A 23,969-nucleotide genomic window follows, 5' to 3' on the forward strand; every position below is an offset into this window, starting at 1 on the left:
CCACCGGCTTCGCTCAACCCACCGGCTTCGCTCAACCCACCGGCTTCGCTCAACCCACCGGCTTCGCTCAACCCACCGGCTTCGCTCAACCCACCCTACGGTATATCAAGAGTTCGGGCGATCCAAAAAGGCAAATTTTCAGTGCCATTCTTCTGAGGATACAGCAGTTTGCTCTGCTATGCGGTACATTGTCGATCCCCCTCGCATCCCCCTGCTTAAAAAGGGGGACTTTGATCGACTGTACTTTATTACAGCGCAAAGCGCTGTATCAACATTGTAGAGACGTACCATGGTACGTCTCTACAATGTTGATAGGATGCCATCAAATCTGATCCGGTTTGTAGTGGCGTAGCACACCTTATTTGATGAATTCAGCTGACGCCCTGCCTCCTGCCTCTTCCCCCCACCACAAGACCTAGTCAGCAGCCCCTATATAGATCTATAGTTGTCCAAAGTCCAGTTTATAAAGATTTATTAAGAATTAAGTATAGCTACTTCTCATTATACTCGGCTCAGAGCTAGTCTGATGAAGAAGAATCAACAGTAACGAGAAAAAGTAATGGATTAAATTCACTACACTTAGTCAATTCAGAGATTTGCCGATAAGTGATAAATTCCACATCTCAGGATAGGGTTATCTTTGTATTTTGTGTTTTTTGTACAGATGTGTTCCTAAATCCGCTTTGATAATCCCCTTTATATTTAGGGCTTGGGTTCTTTTTTATTGGAGCATTCTGCAATGATTAAAGTTGAAAAAAAATGAGTCCTCTTGACCAACAAATCTCAGAGCTTTCAGCTAATCCGTGTATTCCCAGTCTATTCAACAATCAAGCCCAGAAAAATCCTGATGCGATCGCGATAACGGCACCTGGGCGTATCCCCCTGACCTATCAGGGGGTTTGGCATCATCTCCAGCAGGTTGTCACCACCTTAAACGCCATGGGTATAAGTCGTAATGACCGAGTGGCGATCGCTCTTGCCAATGGTCCGGAAATGGCGATGGCGTTTCTGGGGGTAGCCTCTGGTGCAACCTGCGCCCCCCTGAATCCCACCTATCGCGCCCAGGAATTTGACTTTTATTTGTCGGATCTCAATGCCAAAGTCCTGATTACTCAGTCGGGAGTCGCTGAACCCGCCAAAGAGGTTGCCCAAGCACGTGGAATTCCCATTCTAGAACTGTCTCCCCAACTCGACGCCGCAGCCGGACTGTTTACTCTGACAGGGGGTCAACCGGGTGATCTGAATCTGGGGGAATTTGCCCAACCCGATGATGTGGCATTAATTTTACATACCTCCGGCACCACATCCCGCCCCAAAATGGTGCCATTGACTCACCGTAACCTCTGCACCTCTGCCCAGAACATTCGTGTCGCCCTGAATCTCGAACCTAGCGATCGCTGTTTGAATGTTATGCCTCTGTTTCATATTCATGGCTTAATTGGCGCCTTGTTATCATCCCTGAGTGCGGGGGCAAGTGTGGTTTGTAGCCCTGGGTTTTATGCGCCTCAATTTTTTACCTGGGTGGATGAATTTAAACCCACTTGGTATTCAGCAGTTCCCACCATGCACCAAGGGATATTGGCACGGGTGGAAGCGAATCGTGAAATCATAGAACGCTGTCCCATCCGGTTGATTCGTTCCTCTTCGGCACCTTTACCCCCTCAAATTATGGCAGCGTTAGAGGAGGCATTCAAGGCTCCTGTAATTGAATCCTATGGGATGACCGAAGCCTCTCATCAAATGGCAAGTAATCCGTTACCGCCCCAAGTGCGAAAGCCGGGTTCTGTTGGTATTGCAGCTGGTCCAGAATTAGGGATTATGGATGAAACGGGTAACTTGCTCCCTTTAGAAACTGTTGGAGAAGTGGTGATTCGGGGCGCAAATGTGACTCAAGGCTATGAAAATAATCCCGACGCCAATGAAAAAGCCTTTACTAAGGGTTGGTTCCGCACTGGGGATTTGGGTTATTTAGATGCCGATCAGTATTTATTTCTCAAGGGGCGAATTAAGGAAATTATTAATCGAGCTGGCGAAAAAATTTCCCCCCGCGAAGTGGATGAAGTGTTACTGGATCATCCAGCTATTGATCAGGTGGTGACATTTGCCGCTCCTCACACATTATTAGGCGAAGATGTGGCAGCGGCAGTCGTTTTGCATGAAAATGCATCGGTAACAGAGCAAGACATTAAAGAGTTTGCCGCCGAGCGATTGGCTGAGTTTAAAGTTCCCCGTGTGGTGCTATTTGTTGATGAAATTCCCAAAGGACCAACGGGTAAACGGCAACGGATTGGTTTGGCTGAAAAACTGGGACTCACTGCCTCTGATCCAATTGCCCCTCGTCCTGACTATACTCCGCCGCGCACGGGTATTGAAGCGGAGTTAGTGCAAATTTGGACTCAAGTATTGGCAGTGGAATCTGTGGGAATTCATGACAACTTTTTCCAGTTGGGTGGAGATTCGATTCTCGCCACTCAAATTACCAATCGGGTCAGAGAAGCTTTCCAGGTAGACTTATCGTTCCTAGTTTTCTTTCAACAACCCACAGTTGCTCGCATGGCGGTGAAAATTGCTCAATGTCAGGCAGAAGCTATGGAGTCTGAGGAATTAGCGGATATGTTAGCAGATATTGACGCTCTTTCTGAGGAAGAAGCCCAACGATTGCTGGAGCAGATGTAATAGGTGGACAGATCGTCATTGGTCATTGGTCATTAGCAAGGGATATTTACACAAGTTAATCAGGAAATGAGTTAGAACATGAACAATCATTTAGGCAGTCAATTGCGCCAAGACTTGAAAACCCGAGACATTATTCCGTTTATGGGGGTTTATGATGTGTTTTCGGCATCCATTGCGGGGAAGTATTATGACAGTATTTTTATTAGTGGGTTTAGTTTTGCTGCCAGTTATTACGGCTTACCGGACATTGGCTTTATTGCCTGGTCTGATATTGTCGCCTTTGTCCAACGAGTAAAAACCGTGCTACCGCAGCATCATATTCTCGTGGATATTGATGACGGCTATGTGGATACGGATGTGGCTTGTCATGTTGTGTCCCTATTGGAATCAATTGGTGCTTCGGGTGTAATTATTGAAGACCAAAAACGACCGCGACGATGTGGTCACTTTGACGGGAAACTGTTAATGGAGTTGCCGGATTTTTTGCAAAAATTGAAACGAGTTCTGGCAACCCGAAAAGATTTAGTGGTGGTGGCGCGAACCGATGCTACTGAGATGGATGATATTCTCAGCAGAACCACAGCTTACGCTGAAGCTGGTGCCGATGCAATATTGGCGGATGGGATTAAAAGTTTAGACGTGATTAAAACCCTCAAACGTCATTTGAATAAGCCGATTGTATTTAACCAAATCGCTGGGGGGAAATCACCAATCTGTAGCTTGACTGAACTGAAGGCGGCGGGTGTTTCTCTCGTCAATTATAGTACCCCTTGTCTATTTGCGGCTCAGACGGCATTAGAAACAAAAATGCAAATACTCCGAGAACAAGATGGATTTTTGCCGAAAGACCAAATAGGGGTGGGAGAATGTACAGCGCTATTGAATCAAAACCTGTTTGGCAAGAATTAATAATCAGTTGGTAATGACAAGTGATGTAGCTTGCTTCTCGCGCTCTTCGAGTATGAAAAATGAAAAAATATCTTGATAGAGAACAAATTTATCGGTGTAATCAGTGTATGAATAAGCTCTCACCTCCCTACCCCAATCTCTCCAATAAATCCGTGAAATCAGTGTTTTGACAAATGACTAATAACAATATTAACAACCAGATAGCCCAACTCTCACCCGCGAAACGGGCATTGCTAGAGCAGCGACTGAAACAAAAAGCAGCCCAGACTACTGCCGAAACGTCTATCCCCCGACTTTGCGATCGCGACTCAATACCGCTGTCTTTTTCTCAAACCAGAATGTGGTTTCTTGACCAGTTGGAGCCGGGAAATGCTGCCTATAATCGCCCTTCTAATATTCACATCACGGGTCAGTTAAATGTCACTGTACTCGAACAAAGTCTCAATGAAATTATACGTCGCCATGACGTTTTACGCACCAAGTTTACAGAAGTCGATGGACAGCTAACTCAGGTGATTATACCGACGTTAACCTTAAGTCTGCCGATTATAGACCTGAGCGATTTACCCCAAAACCAGCAAGAATCTGAAATTCAACATCTGGCAACTCAGGAGGCACAAAAGCCGTTTAATTTATCTCAATTACCTTTAATTAGAGCAACTTTATTACAGAAATCTCAGGAAGACCATATTTTATTAATGACCTTCCATCATATTATTTTTGATGGCTGGTCAATGGGGGTTTTGATTCAGGAACTTGCCGCAGTTTATCAAGCATTTTCGACAGGTAAACCCAACTCTTTACCCGAATTACCTATTCAATATGCTGATTTTGCTCAATGGCAAAGACAACGGTTTCAGGGAGAAGGGTTACAGTCTCAGCTAGCTTACTGGAAACAGCAGCTAGGGGATGAATTACCTGTTCTCGAATTACCCACGGATCGACCCCGTGCAGCGATTCAAACCTTCCGAGGTGCCAAAGAAGTTCTAATTTTACCTAGGACTTTGAGTGATGCACTAAAGGCATTGAGTCAACAGGAAGGGGTAACCTTATTTATGACCCTGCTGGCGGCGTTCCAAACATTACTCTATCGCTACACGGGTCAAGAAGACGTAATTGTCGGGACTCCAATTGCTGGACGCGATCGCACGGAAACAGAACCACTGATTGGTGTGTTTATCAATACCTTAGTCTTGCGGACGCAAATACAGGGAACTATTACGTTTCGAGAACTGTTGAGTCGGGTACGTGAGATGGCTTTAGCCGCCTATAAAAATCAAGATGTACCCTTTGAGAAATTAGTAGAGGAACTGCAACCTGAACGAGATTTAAGCCATACTCCTTTGTTTCAGGTGTTGTTTCAGTTAAGGAATGTTCCGAATAAAATTGTCAACCTACAGGATTTAAGATTTATTGATTGCCAGTTTGATCGGGGCATTGCCGCTTTTGATTTGACCTTAGACATTATCGATAAAACTGAGGGACTGTTTTGTCAGTTTGAATACAACACAAACTTATTCAATAAAACAACGATACAACGCATCGCCAATCATTTTCAAGTCTTGTTAGAGGGAATCATTAATCAGCCAGTACAGGTAATCAGTCGATTACCCATTTTAAAGGAAGCTGAACGGCATCAGTTATTAGTGGAATGGAATAATACCCAAACCGATTATCCCAAAGATAAATGTATTCATCAGTTATTTGAAGAGCAAGTCGAGAAAACACCCGATGCTGTCGCGGTAGTATTTAATCAACAACAACTGACTTACCGAGAGTTAAATCATCGGGCAAATCAATTAGCCCATTATCTGCAACAATTAGGGGTTAAACCCGAAAGCTTAGTCGGTATCTGTGTTGAGCGTTCCCTAGACATGATTGTTGGACTTCTAGGTATTCTCAAATCCGGTGCAGCTTATGTCCCCCTTGACCCAACTTATCCGACTGAGCGCTTGGCTTATATGCTTGAAGATGCTCAAGTCGGTGTGCTGTTGACTCAAGACAGTTTAGTCAAAGAAATTCCCCTTGGTAATACTCAACTCATTCGTTTAGATTCACAGTGGCAAATCATCTCTCAACAAAGCTCAGAAAATCCTGTGACTGTTGTCACTACTAATAACTTAGCCTACATTAACTATACCTCCGGCTCCACAGGTAAACCCAAAGGTGTAGAAGTGCTGCACCGAGGTGTAATTCGTCTCTTGTTTGGCATCGATTATGTCCACCTAGATGGCAAACAACGGTTGTTACAAATGGCACCCATTTCCTTTGATGCGGCTACCTTTGAGATTTGGGGAGCGTTATTACATGGTAGTCGGTGCATTCTCTTTCCCGAAACTGTACCAACGGCTCAGACATTAAGACAGGTCATTCAAACTCACAACATCACAACAGTATGGCTAACATCGGCACTGTTTAACTCCATTGTTGAGCAAGACGTCGAGGCGTTATCGGGAGTCCAACAATTACTGACAGGTGGAGAAGCGCTCTCAGTTAACCCAGTTAAAAAAGCACTATCGACGTTGCCATCCACTCAGCTTATTAATGGATATGGTCCAACAGAAAGCACAACATTTACTTGTTGTTATTCTCTACCTCAATCTCTGAAAGACACTGAATTATCAATCCCCATTGGTCGTCCGATAAATAACACAAAAGTTTATCTTCTCGACGCTTATCTGCAACCCGTTCCCATCGGTGTCATCGGGGAACTCTACATTGGCGGTGATGGATTAGCTAGAGGTTATTTGAATCGCCCCGAATTAACAATAGAGAAATTTATTACTAATCCTTTTAGCAATCAACCCAATGCCCGTTTGTACAAAACCGGAGATTTAGCGCGGTATCGAGCGGATGGTAATATTGAATTTATGGGTCGGATTGATAATCAAATTAAACTGCGGGGTTTCCGGATTGAACTGGGAGAAATCGAAGCGGTATTAAGTCAATATCCGCAAGTCAAAGATACTGTTGTTATTGCCACAGAAGACCAAGGGGGGAATAAACGTTTAGTTGCCTATTGTGTCTCTGACTCCGAACAATCAATTACCGCTGAATTACGCTCGTTTCTCAAGACTAAGCTCCCAGATTACATGGTGCCATCGTCTTTTGTCCAGTTGGAGGCTCTTCCCCTCACTCCCAATGGCAAAGTTGACCGCCGTGCTTTACCCGCACCTGAAATAGAAGATATACTCTCAACCAACTTTATTCCTCCACGCACCGCAACTGAGGAAGAATTAGCTCAAATTTGGACATCCGTGTTAAGAATCAAGTCAATAGGAATTCACGATAACTTTTTTGAATTAGGAGGACATTCTCTATTAGCCACTCAAGTGATTTCCCGTATCCGTCAAAGTTGGGAAATGGAATTACCACTGCGCTGTTTATTTGAATCACCAACTATTGCTGAATTAAGCAAGCATCTAGAAACAAAGGTATGGAGTCAAGCGTCTCAAGTCATTCAACCTGTAACCAGAGAAAAAAAAATCCCCCTATCCTTTGCCCAACAGCGACTATGGTTTATTGACCAGTTTGAAACCGAAAGTGCCGTTTATAATATACCCTACGCCTTACACCTAACTGGAAACCTCAATCGCAACGCCCTCGAACAAAGCCTACAAACCCTAATCCAACGTCACGAAACCCTACGAACCCGTTTCCAACTGGTGAATGAGGCTCCCGTACAAATCATCGATCCTCATATCCATTTCACCTTATCCATTATTGACCTAGACAACCAACAAATAGACCCCCAATCTGCTCAAGTTCAGCAGCGAATACAACAAGAAGCAAAAACCCCCTTTAACTTAACCCAAGCCCCCTTATTCAGAGTCAAACTCCTGCGGTTAAATCCCCAATCTCATATCTTACTTTTGACCCTACACCACATCATCTCCGATGGCTGGTCAATGGGCATATTGATTCGAGAATTATCCAGTTTATATCAAGCCTTTTGTACGGGAAAACCCAATCCCTTAGCCCCACTTCCCATCCAATATGCTGACTTTGCCATCTGGCAACGAGACTGGTTAACCGGAGAGGTTTTAGACAATCAACTGAGTTATTGGCAAAAGCAATTACAGGGAAGTCCCGCCTTATTAGAACTGCCCACGAACTACCCTCGACCCTCTCAACAAACCTTTCGGGGAACTCGTCAACGGTTTCAGCTAAATCTGGAGTTAACCCAGCAGCTAAAAAGTCTGAGCCAAAAAGCCGAAGCCACTTTATTTATGACCCTATTGGCAGGATTTGCCACCTTACTCTATCGCTACAGTTCCCAGTCCGATATCGTAATTGGTTCTCCCATTGCCAATCGGAATCGGCGGGAGATTGAGTCATTAATTGGCTTTTTTGTCAATGCCCTAGCCTTACGGATTAACCTAGAAGGGAATCCTAGCTTCAAGGAATTACTCGCTCAAGTCAAGCAGGTGGCATTAGAGGGTTATGCTCACCAAGACTTACCCTTTGAGAAACTCGTAGAAGCCATTCAACCGGAACGTTCCTTAAGTTATAGCCCAATATTTCAGGTGGTGTTTGTCTTACAGAATGCTCCCCTAGGCAACTTAGAGTTACCGGAAATTACCTTGACTCGCTTAGAGATTGAAACCGAAACTGCCAAATTTGATTTGCTCCTGTCGATGCAGGAAACCGAGCAAGGATTAACGGGGGTGTGGGAATATAACCAGGATTTATTTGCTGGGGAAACGATTACCCGAATGAGTGAACAGTTTCAAACCCTATTAGCAGGAATTGTGGCTCATCCCGAACAGTCGGTTTCCCAGTTACCGATATTAACCGAAGCTCAACGACATCAGTTATTAGTGGAATGGAATAATACTCAAACCGATTATCCCAGGGATAAGTGTATTCATCAGTTATTTGAAGCACAAGTTGAGAGAACTCCTGATGCTGTCGCTGTAGTATTTGAGCAGGAACACCTGACCTATCGAGAGTTGAATTATCGGGCAAATCAGTTAGCACATTATCTACAAACATTAGGTGTACAACCGGAAGACTTAGTGGGGATTTGTGTGGAACGTTCCCTAGACATGATTGTTGGACTATTGGCGATTCTCAAAGCAGGAGGCGCTTATGTGCCAATTGACCCAACTTATCCGACTGAGCGTATCACCTATATGCTTGAAGATGCTCAAGTTCAGCTTTTACTGACTCAGGAGAGTTTAACTCAAGAACTTCCAGTTAACCATACGCAACTAATTTGTTTAGATTCACAGTGGCAAATCATCTCTCAACAAAGCCCAGACAATCTGCTGACGGGTGTCACCTCTGAGAACTTAGCCTACATTAACTATACCTCCGGCTCCACAGGCAAACCCAAAGGCGTAGAAGTGCTGCACCGAGGGGTGATTCGTCTACTGTTTGGCATCGATTATGTCCACCTTGATGGCAAACAACGATTGTTACAAATGGCACCCATTTCCTTTGATGCGGCTACCTTTGAGATTTGGGGAGCGTTGTTACATGGTGGTCAGTGCATCCTATTTCCTGAAACTGTGCCAACGGCTCAGACATTGAAACAGGTCATTCACACCCATAACATCACCACCTTATGGCTAACATCGGCATTATTTAATGCGATTGTGGCTGAAGATGCCGAGGCGTTATCGGGAGTACAACAATTACTCACGGGCGGAGAAGCCCTCTCGGTTAACCCGGTTAAAAAAGCACTGGCGGCTTTGCCATCAACTCAGATTATTAATGGATATGGTCCGACGGAAAACACGACCTTTACTTGTTGCTATTGTTTGCCCAAACAGCTTCCAGAAACTGAATTATCAATCTCCATTGGTCGTCCGATAAGTAATACCCAAGTTTATCTTCTCGATGCTTATTGGCAACCCGTTCCCATCGGTGTTATCGGGGAACTATACATTGGTGGTGATGGATTAGCTAGAGGTTATTTGAATCGCCCCGAATTAACAGGGGAGAAATTTATTTCTAATCCTTTTAGCAATCAACCCCATGCTCGTTTGTACAAAACCGGAGACTTGGCGCGGTATCGAGTCGATGGCACTATCGAATTTATAGGTCGGGTTGATAATCAAATTAAACTGCGAGGGTTTCGGATTGAGTTAGGAGAAATTGAAGCGGTATTAAATCAATATCCGCAAGTCAAGGATACTGTGGTTATTGCCACAGAAGACCAACCGGGCAATAAACGTCTAATTGCCTATTTTGTCTCTGACTCAGAACAATCAATTACCGCTGAATTACGCTCATTCCTCAAGACTAAGCTCCCAGATTACATGATGCCATCGGCTTTCGTCCAGTTGGATACTCTCCCTCTAACTGCCAATGGCAAAGTTGACCGCCGCGCCTTACCTAAACCGGAGCAAACCAGACTAGAATTAACGGAAACGTTTGTGTCTCCCAGAGACGACTTAGAAATAAAACTGACTCAAATTTGGCAAAATGTTTTAGGGGTTCAGCCAATTAGCATTCGGGACAACTTCTTTGAGCTAGGCGGACATTCCTTACTGGCGGTGCAGCTTGTTAATCAAATTAAAAAAATAATTGGCACAGATATTCCCTTGGTTACTCTGTTTCAACTGGCGACTATTGAGGAAATTGCAAATTCTTTACGTTCTCAAAAAGATATAAGTGCCAAATCCTCTATAGTTCCAATTCAACCCCATGGATTAAAGCCCCCCTTGTTTTTTGCAAATTCGCCTAGTGCGGCGAGAAAACTCAGCACTTATTTTGGGAATGAACAACCCATTTATGGATTGAGTATTTTTGGACTTGAGGATATAGATGAGCAAAAATTATCGTCTCTACGCATTCAAGATATTGCCAAGCAATTTGTTCGAGATATGCGTCAAATCAAACCTCAAGGACCTTATCTAATCGCCGCCTACTGTGCGGATTCCACTATAGCCTTTGAAATGGCACAACAAATCTTGGCACAAGGGCAGAAAGTCGCATTACTCGCTTTTATTGACACAATTTGGCAGTCTCCTAAGTTAGAGTTTTATTTCTATTGGTACAATTTCCGGCAGTTTGGGTTTGATTATTTGTTTAAAAAAATTCAAGGGAACATCAATTACAACAGAAAAAAAATTATCAATAAGTATCGAGAAATACAAAGTAAATTTAAATTGAAGTCAAATGTTCTAAATGTTGATTTGCCTATTCAAGTTCAACATCGTAAATTAATAGACGCTTTTTATACCGCTCATTGGAATTACGTTCCTCAAGTCTACCCGGGTAAAATAACCTTATTTTTGTGTAGTGAGTTGTGGGTCAAACAATCACCAGGATTAGAAAAAATGGCGGGTGGAGGATTAGAAATTCATCAAGTCCCCGGCTATCATAGTTTTCTTTTCCAAGACCCTTATGTCCAGGTACTTTATGAAAAATTAAAAGCCTGTATTGATCAGGCTGTTACAGAAAATTATTGATTATCATTATCATGAGCAAAAATATAGCAACCGCCATGGCTGTTAGGACACATCATTTATGTTCCAGACGTTGCATTTTAGTCTCTACAATGGTGCTTGATTCATCTGCATTACTTTCTCATATCCAGCACTGCCTTCTCTGTAAAATAAATTATAGGTATCAAAAGGGATAATTCGTCCATCAGGATGGGCAATGTGAATGCAAGACCGTTTAACCGATCGCACATCAAAGTTGTAGGCGTCCATAAATTGCACAATCATAATCCGAAAGATGTTTTAATAGGTGAACCCTTCGGGTACAGAGAGCAGAGGTAGGCAGCACAACAGGTTGAAAGGTGACGCCGCGTACACATCGCTGTTTTAGAGCAAAGTCGATAATTTTGCCAATTTCGCCATCATTCAAGCCCTTTTTCAGGGTGACGACTAAGGTTGTAGACAGATTAAACTCATTCAAGTGAGCGATCGCCTGTTGCCGCACGTCTCGCAAATCGAACCGCCACTGAACATAAATACACTTGTGATCAGAACAACGGCGCTAGTTGATTTCATGGTTGATGAACTGAAATTTTGGCTGGTGGGCAATGCCCACCCTACGCTATATCAAAGGTTTCGGCGATCCAAAATGCTTATTTTAGTTCCATTCCTCCTCAGTGTCTGTATCTGTGTAGCCATCGTGCGTATTGCCTCTCGATTTCAGATTTATGCAAAAAGTCGCTGGCGCGATCGCATTCCTTTGCCGATCTCAGATGAGTGACTACCAGATAGGCAGATAGGGGATTGAGCAGAGGCAACCTGACCCCATGGAGCGGATATCGATGAATCGCCGATACCAGAGCAATCCCGAAGATTTTGCGATCGCTTCCTCAACTATCAGTTAACCTGATAACCTTAATGAGTTATGCTTATAAGTGGTGTCACGGACACCGCTACTGCGAGTGAACTGAACTTCAGTTAGATTACTGGTGCCCCCAAGTTCAGCCTCTGGCAACATGAAAATCAGCACTCTAGCTTTGATAATGGGGATAAATCAACAATTATCAGCTTTTTTATCAATCGTCCTGGCGTATTGGCTGACAACGCAGTCACGCTTTATAAATACTGCTTTTAAGATGCGCTGCTTATTGATTAGAGCAGCCTATAGAACCCAGTTTTCTTAATATCTGGGGGATCACCAACAGAACCGAAATACCTTGAATCCACTAGCTTTTGCTCGTCTGAAGTTTACAGAACGTGCAAAATTCACGCTGAAACTTCACTAAACCTTTACGGACATTCATCCGGTGTAAATGCCAGAGTAGTTGTAGGTAGATAACAAGTGGTTTAGTTGGTTTGTTGATAGCACAGGAAAGATTTATGAGTGTATCTGATTTTACAGCAAAGAAACTGATTTTTACGAAATGGGTTTGGATAGAGCCAAAACAGCCGTCCTCAACCCCAACCCAACCTCCCCAACCGAAAAAACGGTTTGATTTGCTCAAACCAATTAAACGGTGGATTGATGGGGTTGAAGTACACAATCCCCAACTGGCACACTTGATCTGCCATCTGATCCCCGCTCAATGTCCCTTTGAGCGCGACATTAAACTATTTGGGCGTACCCTATTTCACATTCCGCCTCTGTGTAAGCTGAATCCCTTCTATGAGGAAGTGGTAGGGTTACGCTTCCGGGCGCTGTGCTATTTGGCAGATGAATGTGGTGAAGATATTTCCGCTTATTGTTAAAATTCCAAGACTGGGAATTTTAATGTTAGGCGTCGAACCCTTTATCACACAGCATGGCAATCATTGCTCTGAAAGCCTGGTATCTCCAGCAATACGAACCGATTAAAGAACTGGAGAAACGCCCTCACGATCTGCGGTTAAGCAAAAACAGCTTGCTCAAGTCCGGGTTAAGGGCTGACTTCTTAGACGATAGTCAGGATGTCAAAGAATCGGAATGGTTTGGGCGCTACCTGGATGGGGAAACGGTAGAGTTTTACATCGAAGGTAGCGGCGGCTATGCCATTTCCAATATTGATTTGATCTCCCACGAGATTTACTTCACCAAGCAAGAGGTGATGGCGCAACTCGATCCGATTATCTTTTTGAGTCATCAAACTGAATGCTCTAGTGCAAGTGTTGCGCTACGGGATAGCCTCAATGACACCCTGGAGGGTTTCAATCAGCGATCGCGTCTCCCCCTAACCCTACAACAGTCCCGTCGCCCTGCGGGTGAACCGATGCGCCTCAGTAGTACCCAGATGCGCCACATCCGTAAGAGTTTGCTGTTTGTCGCCGATGGTACCGCGATCGCGAAATTGGACAGAGAACAGACACCCCTCGTGATCCCCAGCCCTCAAGTCTGTGTCGAAATCGGTTACGCCCTAACCAGCAAGCGCCGAGAACAAATTTTGCTGGTGCAGATGGAACGCCAAGACTTACCAGGACAATTTCCCTTTGAGGTTCCCCAGCACCAGCAGTTATTATTTCGCCAACCTGAGGATTTACAAAAGACTTTGCCTGTGGTATTAGAAACATTACTGCAACGGTTTAATGTATTAACGTGATTTATCTAGTTGTGGGAGGAAAGGGGGAGCAATAAGACCCACGCCATAATTTTTAATGGGGCGTTGGGATACACTGGACTTCCCCAACCTCAATGTTGTAAATTGACATTGGCTTCGATATAGATGCTCACAAAGCTAGTTGAAATTGCTGCAGTGTGAGTTGAGTAACGAATTCGATAATCAACAACCAACGCAAATCAAACTAACTAGTACCGCGGGGCTCGCGGGAATGGAAACTGCCTGTGCAGACGGTCTACCGGGGACTCAAATGTATTCGTCTGAGTCTAGGTAAGTGTCGAAATCCCGCAAGGGAAAAACCAGGAAATCCAAGTTGTGAAGCTTGGAAGCCCACACCAAATCAAAGATTCTGGTGTGGGAGGATGTCACCTCTCGTGGTCAAAGATAATAATTGGGATGGATTGAGGAGAAAATTTCATGCCAAGAACTCCAGATGAGTTTGCCGTTCACATTCTTATCGCTGGCGGACACCGGGAAGAGGTGCGCTTTACCACAATTCAAGAGTTTCAGAAATGGTATAGTAGCGAACTCATGCCCAAATCGACCTCGAACGACTTTATCAGTGTCCCGATTAAAAATATTCAGGGCGAATATATGGTAGTACGCCCTTCCAGCGTTTTAGCGATTCGGGTGGAACCCATCTTCGGGGGTAGCGTCGATCGCTTTTAGCATCAAGCGATATGTCTTTTGTCATTAGTCATTGGCAAAACCCAATGGCTAATGATGAATGATTGATGATACGACGTGACAGTTTTGACCAGCATGAGAAAACAACTGACAAGTCTATCCCTGAGTTTAGGGATAATGCTGTTCAGTGGCAGCAGTTTGGCTGTTCCTAATGTCCCTCTAGAACGAATAAACCCCGATACTTCATCGGTGACACTGGACTCTCTAGGGTTCGATGAGCAACTCTGGGGGACTCCTGAACAGCCGGGGGATCGGCAAGCTTTACTTAAGTCGATTGACCATAGTCTGCGCTATCTGGCGACGCCTAAAGCGGCGGCGACGTACCAAACCTATCCCATCCCAGGGATAACCCTGGAACGAGTGCGCCGTTCCCTGGTACGATTTCGTCAACTCCTACTCACATCCAGTTCTCCAGCCCAACTACAAGCGGCGGTGAATCGTGAGTTTGAGGTTTACCAGTCGGTGGGCAATGATGATCAAGGAACAGTCTTATTTACGGGGTACTTTGAACCAATTTATGCTGCCAGTCGCACCCCTAGTGCAGAGTATAGCTATCCCCTTTACCGTTTACCGACGAACTTCAATAACTGGAGGAAGCCTCACCCGACTCGCGCTGATTTAGAAGGAGTCGATGGGTTTGGCGGAAGTAGTTCTCTGTCTGGATTAGAACTCGTCTGGTTGCGCGATCGCTTCCAGGCATTTTTAGTTCATGTTCAGGGTTCTGCCCGTCTGCAATTGTCAGATGGTAGTCTGATGACGGTTGGTTATGCGGGTAAAACTGATTACCCCTATACCAGTGTGGGGCGAGAATTGGTCAAAGATGGTAAGTTACCCCTTGAGGGGTTAACGCTACCGGTTTTGATTGATTATTTCAGTCAATTTCCGAGCGAACTGGATCAATATTTACCCCGGAATCAAAGTTTTGTCTTCTTCCGGGAAACCAATGGCGCACCTGCTACTGGAAGCCTGGGTGTGCCTGTAACAGCCGAACGCTCCATCGCCACCGATAAGTCCTTAATGCCTCCTGGCGCTTTGGCGTTAATTCAAACTCGGATTCCCTATCCTAACGTCCAAGGGCAACTCGAATCCCGTTGGGTGAGTCGCTATGTTCTGGATCAAGATACTGGGAGTGCGATTAAAGGACCTGGACGAGTGGATATATTTATGGGAACAGGTGTTCTCGCTGGCGATCGCGCAGGAGTAATTGGCGGTAATGGAAACCTATACTATTTATTGTTGAAAGATTCTCGGTAACTGGGGATTGAGACATAAGAAGCGACGTTCTATCCGAAGGTAGCCGCCGCTAAATCAATGTCCATATCTTCAGGTAGTTCAAAACGAGATAGAAAACGCTTGAGCGTAGCAAAGCGATAACCCACCAACAAGCCCAGATGCAAAGGATTTTCGGGATCACCGTTTCCTTTGAGTACCTCAACTAATGGTTTGGGGGGTTGGCTGGGGTGGAGAATACGATTATGAGATTTTCCCAAGGAACAGCCTTCCCAAAACTGGATGCGTTTTTCTGAATCGGGTGAAAAGTCTTGGATATATACCTCAATCGCGTTTTCCAAAAACTGTAGCATTTGCTGAACTTGCGATCGGTTTTGTTGCCAAAGTTGACTATCCGGGTCATAATCTTGAATCACTTGACAGGTCAACTGAAGACTTTGTAAAGTCGCTTTGAGTTGGTATTGCTGACTTAAAATAAATCCATCCAGATCAGGTGATGACATAACGGTTCATTAAGAGTTAGAGGGATCAGCGCTATGGTGTTGGGCACTGCCTATCCCAATTTTGGCAAATGGAAGAGGCAACAGGTAATATGTGATTTCAATCATCATAACTTGAGTAAGCAACCCCGGTCTAAAGACACGGAGCTTCAGCTAATTAGCTGAGGTTATGCTTACCAGCCTAAGTATGATACTAAATTCTAGTTGGATGGCACTGCCTTAAGCCCTGAACTAAAGGATACTGTTGGTTGATTAAATAGGGGGTCAAACCCCTCACCCAACCCCTGCCCGCCTTTACTAGGAGGGAAGCGGAATATATTTTTATTTGGAGGGGCTTTCAGGCACCCCCTTCCCACCCCTGTTCCCGATTAGATCCCCCTCCCGTCTCCCAACCCCCCTCGGGAGGACAGAGGATGCGGGAGCTAGGTTTTTCAACTTTGCCAACCGGATCATTTATTTCCTGGTGATACAAGTCACCCATATTCCTATACGAGTCAGCGACATTCAGCTTAAGTTAAACAGCACTGACTTTGGAGTAATCTTATGGTTCATTCAATAATAATCTGGTTTCATGAATACCAGCCAACCCCCCCGGACGAGAGCGCAACGAATTGACTATATCATCGAACAGCGTCAACCGCTAGCTCAGGAAATACAACGGGTAGAAAGCCATCTCGCTCAGCTTTCTTGTGCCCTGCGCGAATTAGAACTGTATCGCCAACGGCTGGAGGTATCTTTCGGTGAGAGTGAAATGCAAGAGAAATTAAATACAGTTCATCTATCTTATCTGCTCCAACAGCTTCAAATTGAATCAGAGAATCTGAATAATCTGCAAAAACGCTTCTCTCGTCTTACCTTAAATATTGGTGTTGTCGGATTGATGGGACAGGGGAAAAGTACGTTACTTAAAACATTGAGTGGACTCACCGATAATGAAATTCCAGCACTAGAAGGAGGCGCTTGCACGGCGGTTCGCAGTACAATTGAAAATTGGCAAGGGGAATCCTTACCTAACAAAGATTCAGAGGAAACAGGGATTCAAGTTAATGGGGTTAGCTCTAGTTTATATGGTATTCAAGACCAAATAGTTTTACCTAAACCCACAACCTCTGTTCAAGTCGAAGTTACGCTGCATTCTGAATCATCATTTTTAAACGAAGTCATTTATCCCTATTATGACGAACTCGGTTGGGCGGAGAAACCCCCTAGTTTAGATGAGTTTGCCAATCAGATATTTCCCGAACAAGAACTAGGAGGGGCGAGTGATGAAGAGATGTACAAACGCCTGTGCTATGATTATCATCGAAATCTCAGTCAGTATCGCTCGTTGATTCGGTCAGGAAATCCGCGATCGCTAAAAATTAAGGCTGAGGAAATTACCGATTATGTGACGCAAAAACGCGATGGTACTCAGCAGAATAACTTAACCACGTTCAAACACCTAGCGGTGAAAGAGGTTAAGATAGTTTGTCCGTTTAAAAATCCTGATGTTGGCAAAATTGCGCTAGTGGATGTTCCGGGTTTAGGCGACTCCAAGTTAGGCGATGAAACGCTGATGCTAGAAACTTTGGGCAATGAAGTTGATGTGGTTTTGTTTATCAAACGACCTGATCCTCAGCGTTATCAATGGCAACGCCTCGATACCCAATTGTATGATAAAGCGGCGCAAGCTCTCAATGATCTAGAAAAACGGTCATTTATGATTTTAAATTATAGTCGGAGAACGGAGAATCTGAGAGCTTGCCAACGTCTTCAGCAAAATATTGATACGATTCAGGTAGTACAAACAGAAGTTGCTGATTGCTCTGATTCAGAAGACGCCAACCGAGTATTTAATCAGGTTTTGGATTATCTAACGGTTAATATTCAAGACTTAGATAGGCGATACGCGAGTCGTTGTCAAATTAACCTGCAACAACTGCATGAGCAGATTAATCGTGAACTGGAAAAAACGACTCAAGCGTTGGACTACTATTCGGGAGAATCTCGCCAATTTAGGCGATTATTCGAGCAACTGTCTCAGGAACTTATCCAGGGACTTTTAGAACTGAGAAATCAACTAAAAGAGCAATGTGAAGCGATTGATCCAGATTTTCAGGTAGCGGTGCAATCGGCATTGAAAAACTGTCAAACGGATAAAGGGATTCCAGAGACGGATCAGGAGATTGTCAGCCGGAGTTGTGAGTTTGAGTTTAAGGAATCCTATCAAGCTATCTACCGAGTTTATATTCGGGAACTGCGAATTCATTTGTCTCGGCATTTTTTACAAGTCGATAAGGGATTGAGGTTGTCGATTGATAAAGTTAAATCGTTGGTTACTGATGTTTTTGTGAATCAAGGCAGGTTGGGTGAATTAACCTCAACCAGAGGGGCGGAGTTTCTCAAAGATATGGCAGATTTAATGGCACAACGGGGAAACCAACTGGAGTTAGGGTTTAGAACACTTTGGGAGTTCGAGTTTTCTTATGGGAGTGTCCTTTTACATTTAATTCGCAAACAATTGGATGAGATACTGCAATCGGATATTGATTTAAGTATTGCGGAAGTTATCGGTATTTTACCTGATCCGTCTAATGCTTCAGATGTGCTAATAAATTTGGAAAAGTTGCATGAGCAATCGGTTGCGGCTTGTCAGGAGACGTTAAATAGTTGGCTGACGGCGCCGAGTCAAGCTCGTTATTATATGGTGCAGGAATTTATTGATTTGGTGATTTATGCGAGAGATATGAAGCGGGAGTGGGAAATTTTTCTGAGTGATGAGGATATTCGAGCAAAGGTTTGGGTGGAATTTAAGGAGTTAGAAACACGGAAGCAAGATCAACAGATGTGGCGTCAGGCGGTGGCAAAGGTGGCGAGGATGAATCAGGCGTCAGCGATGGTGTTTTTAAGGTAGTAAATAACCCCTTGTGTTTGGGCGATTTGGGCGATTAAAATCGCTGCTACACAAACAAAGTCCGCCTGCGCGGACTGAATTATAAAGGGGGTAGATAACCATAATTTGGTATCAATTGTAGAGGTAGGTTTAGCTACACAGGCAAGAACTAAAGCCCTGAAAGGGAACAGCGCGATAGGTTAGAGTCTCGAATTCAAGCGATTCAAGCTCAATTTGATGCTTAAACGGATAGGATTGGGGCTGGATAAAGAAAGTCTACTTACCCAAGTTTAATAAAAGTCCGCGTAGGCGGACTTTGTTTGTATAGCTGCGAATTCTATTCGCCAAGCTTTAATGGTGCAAGGTGTGTATTATTGGTGGGTTACGGCGGATATCAAATTATAGGGGTATTTCCTGGATTTAATTCCGCCTAACCCACTCTATTCCATCCCCCCTAGCCCCCCTTTGAAAGGGGGGAATAAAGGTGGTAAAAGAAGGGGAACCATCACCTAAAGACGCTTCTGGTATCACATCTGAAACACCGCTTCCTTCTTGCTCCTTTCTTTGCTCCCCTCTCCCTTGGTGGGAGAGGCGCAGGGGGTGAGGGGGTTTTACCTTAAGTTGACACCAATGCACGTCAGTGCGCCCCTACGTGTATTACATTTTTCGCTCCATCTGAGCAAAATGTTCCAACAGCAATCGGTGAATAAAAATATACCCGCCTCCTACCTTCTGTAAAAAAATCTGCTGCGTCGCATAATCCAGAAATCGTGCATAATTCCAGGGAATAGAACCACTAAAATACAGCACTAACCGTAACGTAAAATGCTGAATGCAAGCAATCCCAGCAGGCGAAAATAACCCAAACAACAATCCAATCACTGCACCAAATAAAATCGGTACTCCCACCATTTGCCCCAAAACTGCCATGGTAAACACCCCAATCAAGCCAAAAATTAGCGCATTTTGTGCCGACTGCCATATCCCTTGATTGGGAACTGTACTCGTTTCAATCCCGCCCCCAGTTAACCCGCGCAATAATATAAAAATTAATCCTGTCCCTACTCCACTTAATCCATAAGTTAGCCCCTCAATTATCGCACTCCCACTGGGCGAAATTAGCCAAAAAATTAGACCACTGCTGAAACCAAATATTAATCCCACCGTCAACCCAATTCGCAACCCCGGTAATATATTCCGTTTCGCTTTTGCCCATGACCATTTTAATGTTTCCACGGGTTCAATCTGATTCATAATCAAAGCCACAATTAACCCCGCCATTAACCCACCGCCGATTCCCATAATTAACCCGGCTAAGACACCGACGCTCTGTCGAAAAATCATCTCGACATTTAGTCCCCCGCCTAACCCGATAACTAATCCCCCGATTAAACCAACTCCCATAGCATACAGCCATTTTTGCTCCTTTGTTTCTAACCAACTCGGCTGCAATCGCTCAATTAAAAATACAGTTTCTGAGGCTTGATGCATCCGCTTTGCCAGCCAAATTAACCAGTTAATTACCTGCTCTTTGCTATACTTCCCTTGACCCCGCTTGCGCTTAAACATCCGCTGAATGTAACTGTCAAATAAGTGCTTCCGCCACTCTTCTAAACCACTCATTTGCGGTAACTCATCTAGGGATATTCCCTGATAAGCTAGGGTAATAATACTTAACATTAAAGGAGATTGTGCTAAGTCTTGCAATGTGGTATCCGATCGCAGAACTTGGCGCACCGCTGTAAGTTGCGTCCCAGCGCTGTTCAGGTAGCGATCAATTTGGGCTAAAGTAAGCGGTTGTAGACAAATCGCGGCTTGTAAGTTCAGGCGGTGCTGTAAGGCTTGGTAATCCCGAATCCGACTACAAACTACGAGTTCAGTTGTGCCATGTTCGCTACTAAATTGATTGATGGCGGTGACACAAGCCTCTCTTAATGTAATACTTACTTCGTCTAAACCATCCAATAATAGTAACAATTCTCCGGAATCAATCCAGGTTTTACCAATATCTTTAGATACTTGATATTTCGTATAAAGTTCGTTAACTAACCAGTCAGCAATGGTTTGTTTCCCCCCTGTCCAAGAGGATAGATTGAAGACCACAGGAATAGGGTGATTACTATCGGTTTCTGCCTGATCCAATACATCGCGAGTTAATTCTAAAAGAGTCGTGGTTTTCCCACTTCCCGGTTCCCCTAAAATCAGGAGCGATCGCCCCTCGCCCATCGCCAGAAACTTGTCACTGACTCTGATTCCCGGTAATAGGGTTTGCTGGAACTCCCCGGAACCTTCCCAAACCAATTCCCAAGGGCGTTCGACTAAATCCAGGCGTTCTTCTAATCCCAGTTCAATTAAGACGCGACCATGTAACGAGGTTTCTAATACTCCTTTGATCCAATAGTTTCTCACTTTATTGAGTAATATATGGCGAAATTGAACATCCTGGCGAGTTTGTTTAGTTTGGGGTTTGGAGGGAGAACTTGAGCGTGGATATACCCTGTTTCCAGAGGATACGGGTTGAATTAAATAACTCGGTACGGGTTCGGTAATATTTTTTAACGATAAGTTACCTAAAAATGTGGTAGGTAACTGTAAATGATTTTTTACCAAATCATAAACGAGCTGAGAAATACAAATCCCTCCCGGTTGTGCCTTTCCTTCTAAACGAGCAGCAATATTCACCCCATTGCCCATGACATCGCTTTCACTGACAAAGACATCGCCTAAGTGAATGCCAATTCGATGTAAAATGATGTCATTCTCTGATAAAGTTTGGGCGGCTTGAGCCAGGGATTGCTGAATTTCAATGGCACAATCCACCGCCAAAACCGCACTGGGAAAATACATCAATAAGCCATCCCCCGTAGACTTAATCGTCTGTCCAGAAAACTGCTGACATAATCGCCGCATTAACTCTAAATCCCGGTGAATTAAATCCAGGGTATGTTCTTCATCCGCCGACATCTTGGCACTAAATCCCACACCATCAGTAAACGCGATCGCGGCTAGGGTGCGCTGAGTCTGAAGCTGAGACGGTAAACTATTTACAGTTCTCATGGGACGGGGTAAAGTATTGCTAGGTAAGGGGATTGTCGCACTAGAAGGCAAGGATGCGATCGCGTCTAACACCTCCCTCACAGTTCCATAGCGATCGCCAATATCCTGACACACCATTTTCTCTAAAATGTCATGAAAACGTGAGGCTTTTGCTACCTGATCTCGCCAAATTATTTCACCCGTTTTCGGATTCGCTGGCAAATGATGGGGTAATACCCCCGTTAAGGCTTGAATCCCCAGCATTCCTACCGCATGAATATCGCTACTGAAGCGCGGTTTGCCAGCACATTGTTCTGGGGGCATATAACCGGGTGTACCAATAGCAATCGTCACCAATCCTGGGGAACCTGTCGCCGTACTCACCTGTTTAACCGTACCAAAGTCAATTAAAATAATCTTGCCATCCGCTGCCCGTCGAATTAAATTAGAGGGTTTAATATCACGATGAATAACCTGGTGTTGATGAACAAAGTTTAAGATCTCTAAGATATCCCAGACTAAACTGATAACCTGCATCTCATCCAATCGGCGTCTCGCCGATAATTCGTGCCGTAAATCATCCCCTTCGATATGTTCTTGAACTAAATAAAATTGCTGATTATCTTCAAAATGAGCCAAAAGCTGAGGAATCTGGTCATGATTCCCCAACTGATACAACACCCGTGCCTCGGTATCAAACAGGCGGCGAGACGCCTCTAACACAGACGGATTTGCCACCTGTGGCTTAAGTTGCTTGACCACACAATGGGGGTGTCCAGGTAAATCGCGATCGCTTGCCAGGTACGTTTCCCCAAACCCTCCACGTCCCAACGGTTGGATAATTTCATAACGCCCACGTAGTCGTGTCCCAATCATAAGATTTGTGTAGACTCTCAGCAGGTTTTATTGACCGCACAAGTGATATAATTTTGCCATAGACTTTCCCAAAATCACTTTCCGTCTCAATCGTAACGCCAACAAAATTTTCTGTTCCCCTCCCCTGCCATCTTCCACGCAGCATCTAAAAAAAATGAACATCCAATTTTTGGGTTTTTCAGTCAACGGCTTCACGGTTGCGGGGGCGACTGTAGGGGTTTGGTAACCAAACCCCTACGGTTTGGGTGCATTTGCCGTAAAATTACATAATATTTATTATATGTAGGGGCGGGTTTCACTATTATTTTTTCTGACTTCACAACAGATGCGACTAAACCCGCCCCGACTATTACGGAATGGCTGTATTCATCTTTGTTTCCTGTTCCCCGTTCCCTATCTAATCACAAATGACAAATGACGAAGGACGAATAACAAACCCAACCAATCTCTGGACATCGGCTGACCATGCGCTATCTTATTTAGAGCGATCTGATCATCTCCCCCATCGCACTGAAGGTGAAGCCGTCGTCCTGGAAGAGGTTCCTAAAACAGTCAAACGTATCCTCGACTTAGGCACTGGAAACGGGCGTCTGCTGGCACTTCTGAAAATTGACCGCCCCCATGTCGAAAGTATCGCGATCGATTTTTCGCCCACAATGCTTGACGCTGCTAAACAGCGGTTTGCTGGGGATGAGACAGTAAAAATCAAGGCACATAATTTAGATCATCCCTTGCCAGAGTTAGGTAAATTTGACGCAATCGTTTCTAGCTTTGCCATTCATCACCTAACTCATGAACGCAAGCGTTCCCTCTATGCTGAAGTCTTCAACTTCCTGGAACCCGGTGGTATTTTTTGTAACTTAGAACACGTTGCTTCTCCCACGCCAGAACTCCATGAACATTTCCGCGCTAGCATGGGGATTGCTGACAAACCCGATGATCCCTCGAATAAATTATTAGATGTAGAAACTCAACTGAAATGGCTACGGGAAATCGGTTATACTGATGTCGATTGTTACTGGAAATGGCTAGAACTGGCGCTTTTGATTGGCAAAAAAAGCATATAGCAACCGCCATAGCGGTTAGAAGACATCATTTGTTCCAGACGTTCCGCCGGAACGCCTGGAACAACAGTTCGCTTGTCCTAATCGATGTGTCTACTGCTATACAATAGAAAAGCGAAAATAAACTTGTGTAT

General features: G+C 44.4%; 12 protein-coding genes and 1 pseudogene. 10 read left to right on the plus strand and 3 right to left on the minus strand.

Annotated elements, in window-relative coordinates; all coding sequences use genetic code 11:
• Positions 1–759: 759 nt before the first annotated feature.
• From ACLGGO_RS12830 to ACLGGO_RS12840, 3 genes are all read left to right on the plus strand, one after another.
• Positions 760–2,676, plus strand: coding sequence for an AMP-binding protein (locus ACLGGO_RS12830; RefSeq protein WP_446419606.1), 1,917 nt, complete (start codon positions 760–762; stop codon positions 2,674–2,676).
• Positions 2,677–2,754: 78 nt separating this feature from the next.
• Positions 2,755–3,585, plus strand: coding sequence for an isocitrate lyase/PEP mutase family protein (locus tag ACLGGO_RS12835; protein WP_446419607.1), 831 nt, complete (start codon positions 2,755–2,757; stop codon positions 3,583–3,585).
• 173 nt (positions 3,586–3,758) lie between these two features.
• Positions 3,759–11,006, plus strand: a complete 7,248-nt coding sequence (locus ACLGGO_RS12840; protein ID WP_446419608.1) for an amino acid adenylation domain-containing protein — start codon at positions 3,759–3,761, stop codon at positions 11,004–11,006.
• Between the two features lie 84 nt (positions 11,007–11,090).
• Here ACLGGO_RS12840 and ACLGGO_RS12845 read toward each other — a convergent pair.
• Positions 11,091–11,496 (minus strand): annotated as a pseudogene (locus ACLGGO_RS12845) (hypothetical protein); the annotation flags it as partial.
• Positions 11,497–11,523: 27 nt separating this feature from the next.
• On the opposite strand from ACLGGO_RS12845, the gene ACLGGO_RS12850 reads away from it, so the two are divergent.
• The 5 genes from ACLGGO_RS12850 to mltA all read left to right on the plus strand — a co-directional run bounded on the left by ACLGGO_RS12850 (position 11,524) and on the right by mltA (position 15,511).
• On the plus strand, positions 11,524–11,760 hold the full coding sequence (locus ACLGGO_RS12850) for a hypothetical protein (protein WP_446419609.1): 237 nt from the start codon (positions 11,524–11,526) through the stop codon (positions 11,758–11,760).
• Positions 11,761–12,359: 599 nt separating this feature from the next.
• The gene (locus ACLGGO_RS12855) at positions 12,360–12,728 is read left to right on the plus strand and encodes a Mo-dependent nitrogenase C-terminal domain-containing protein (protein ID WP_446337153.1); all 369 of its coding nucleotides are present in this window, start codon (positions 12,360–12,362) and stop codon (positions 12,726–12,728) included.
• 53 nt (positions 12,729–12,781) lie between these two features.
• Entirely contained in the window at positions 12,782–13,552 is a 771-nt protein-coding gene (locus tag ACLGGO_RS12860) for a hypothetical protein (RefSeq protein ID WP_446337152.1), read from the plus strand.
• Positions 13,553–13,987: 435 nt separating this feature from the next.
• Positions 13,988–14,239, plus strand: a complete 252-nt coding sequence (locus ACLGGO_RS12865; RefSeq protein WP_446371459.1) for a hypothetical protein — start codon at positions 13,988–13,990, stop codon at positions 14,237–14,239.
• 93 nt (positions 14,240–14,332) lie between these two features.
• Positions 14,333–15,511: a murein transglycosylase A gene (mltA, locus tag ACLGGO_RS12870; protein WP_446337150.1), complete on the plus strand. Its 1,179-nt coding sequence runs from the start codon at positions 14,333–14,335 to the stop codon at positions 15,509–15,511.
• Positions 15,512–15,540: 29 nt separating this feature from the next.
• Here the strand turns inward: mltA and ACLGGO_RS12875 are convergent, their stop codons facing one another.
• Complete coding sequence (locus ACLGGO_RS12875; RefSeq protein WP_446337149.1) at positions 15,541–15,990, minus strand: hypothetical protein; 450 nt, start codon at positions 15,988–15,990, stop codon at positions 15,541–15,543.
• 568 nt (positions 15,991–16,558) lie between these two features.
• Between ACLGGO_RS12875 and ACLGGO_RS12880 the strand changes: the two genes are divergently transcribed.
• Positions 16,559–18,880: a dynamin family protein gene (locus ACLGGO_RS12880; RefSeq protein ID WP_446419610.1), complete on the plus strand. Its 2,322-nt coding sequence runs from the start codon at positions 16,559–16,561 to the stop codon at positions 18,878–18,880.
• A 636-nt stretch (positions 18,881–19,516) separates the two neighbouring features.
• Here the strand turns inward: ACLGGO_RS12880 and ACLGGO_RS12885 are convergent.
• Positions 19,517–22,771, minus strand: coding sequence for a protein kinase domain-containing protein (locus ACLGGO_RS12885; protein ID WP_446419611.1), 3,255 nt, complete (start codon positions 22,769–22,771; stop codon positions 19,517–19,519).
• Positions 22,772–23,178: 407 nt separating this feature from the next.
• Between ACLGGO_RS12885 and ACLGGO_RS12890 the strand changes: the two genes are divergently transcribed.
• Positions 23,179–23,838 (plus strand): class I SAM-dependent methyltransferase, encoded by a 660-nt coding sequence (locus ACLGGO_RS12890; protein ID WP_446419612.1) that lies wholly within the window; start codon positions 23,179–23,181, stop codon positions 23,836–23,838.
• Positions 23,839–23,969: the final 131 nt, after the last annotated feature.

The organism is Coleofasciculus sp. (assembly GCF_046565525.1).
Classification (GTDB): domain Bacteria; phylum Cyanobacteriota; class Cyanobacteriia; order Cyanobacteriales; family Coleofasciculaceae; genus Coleofasciculus.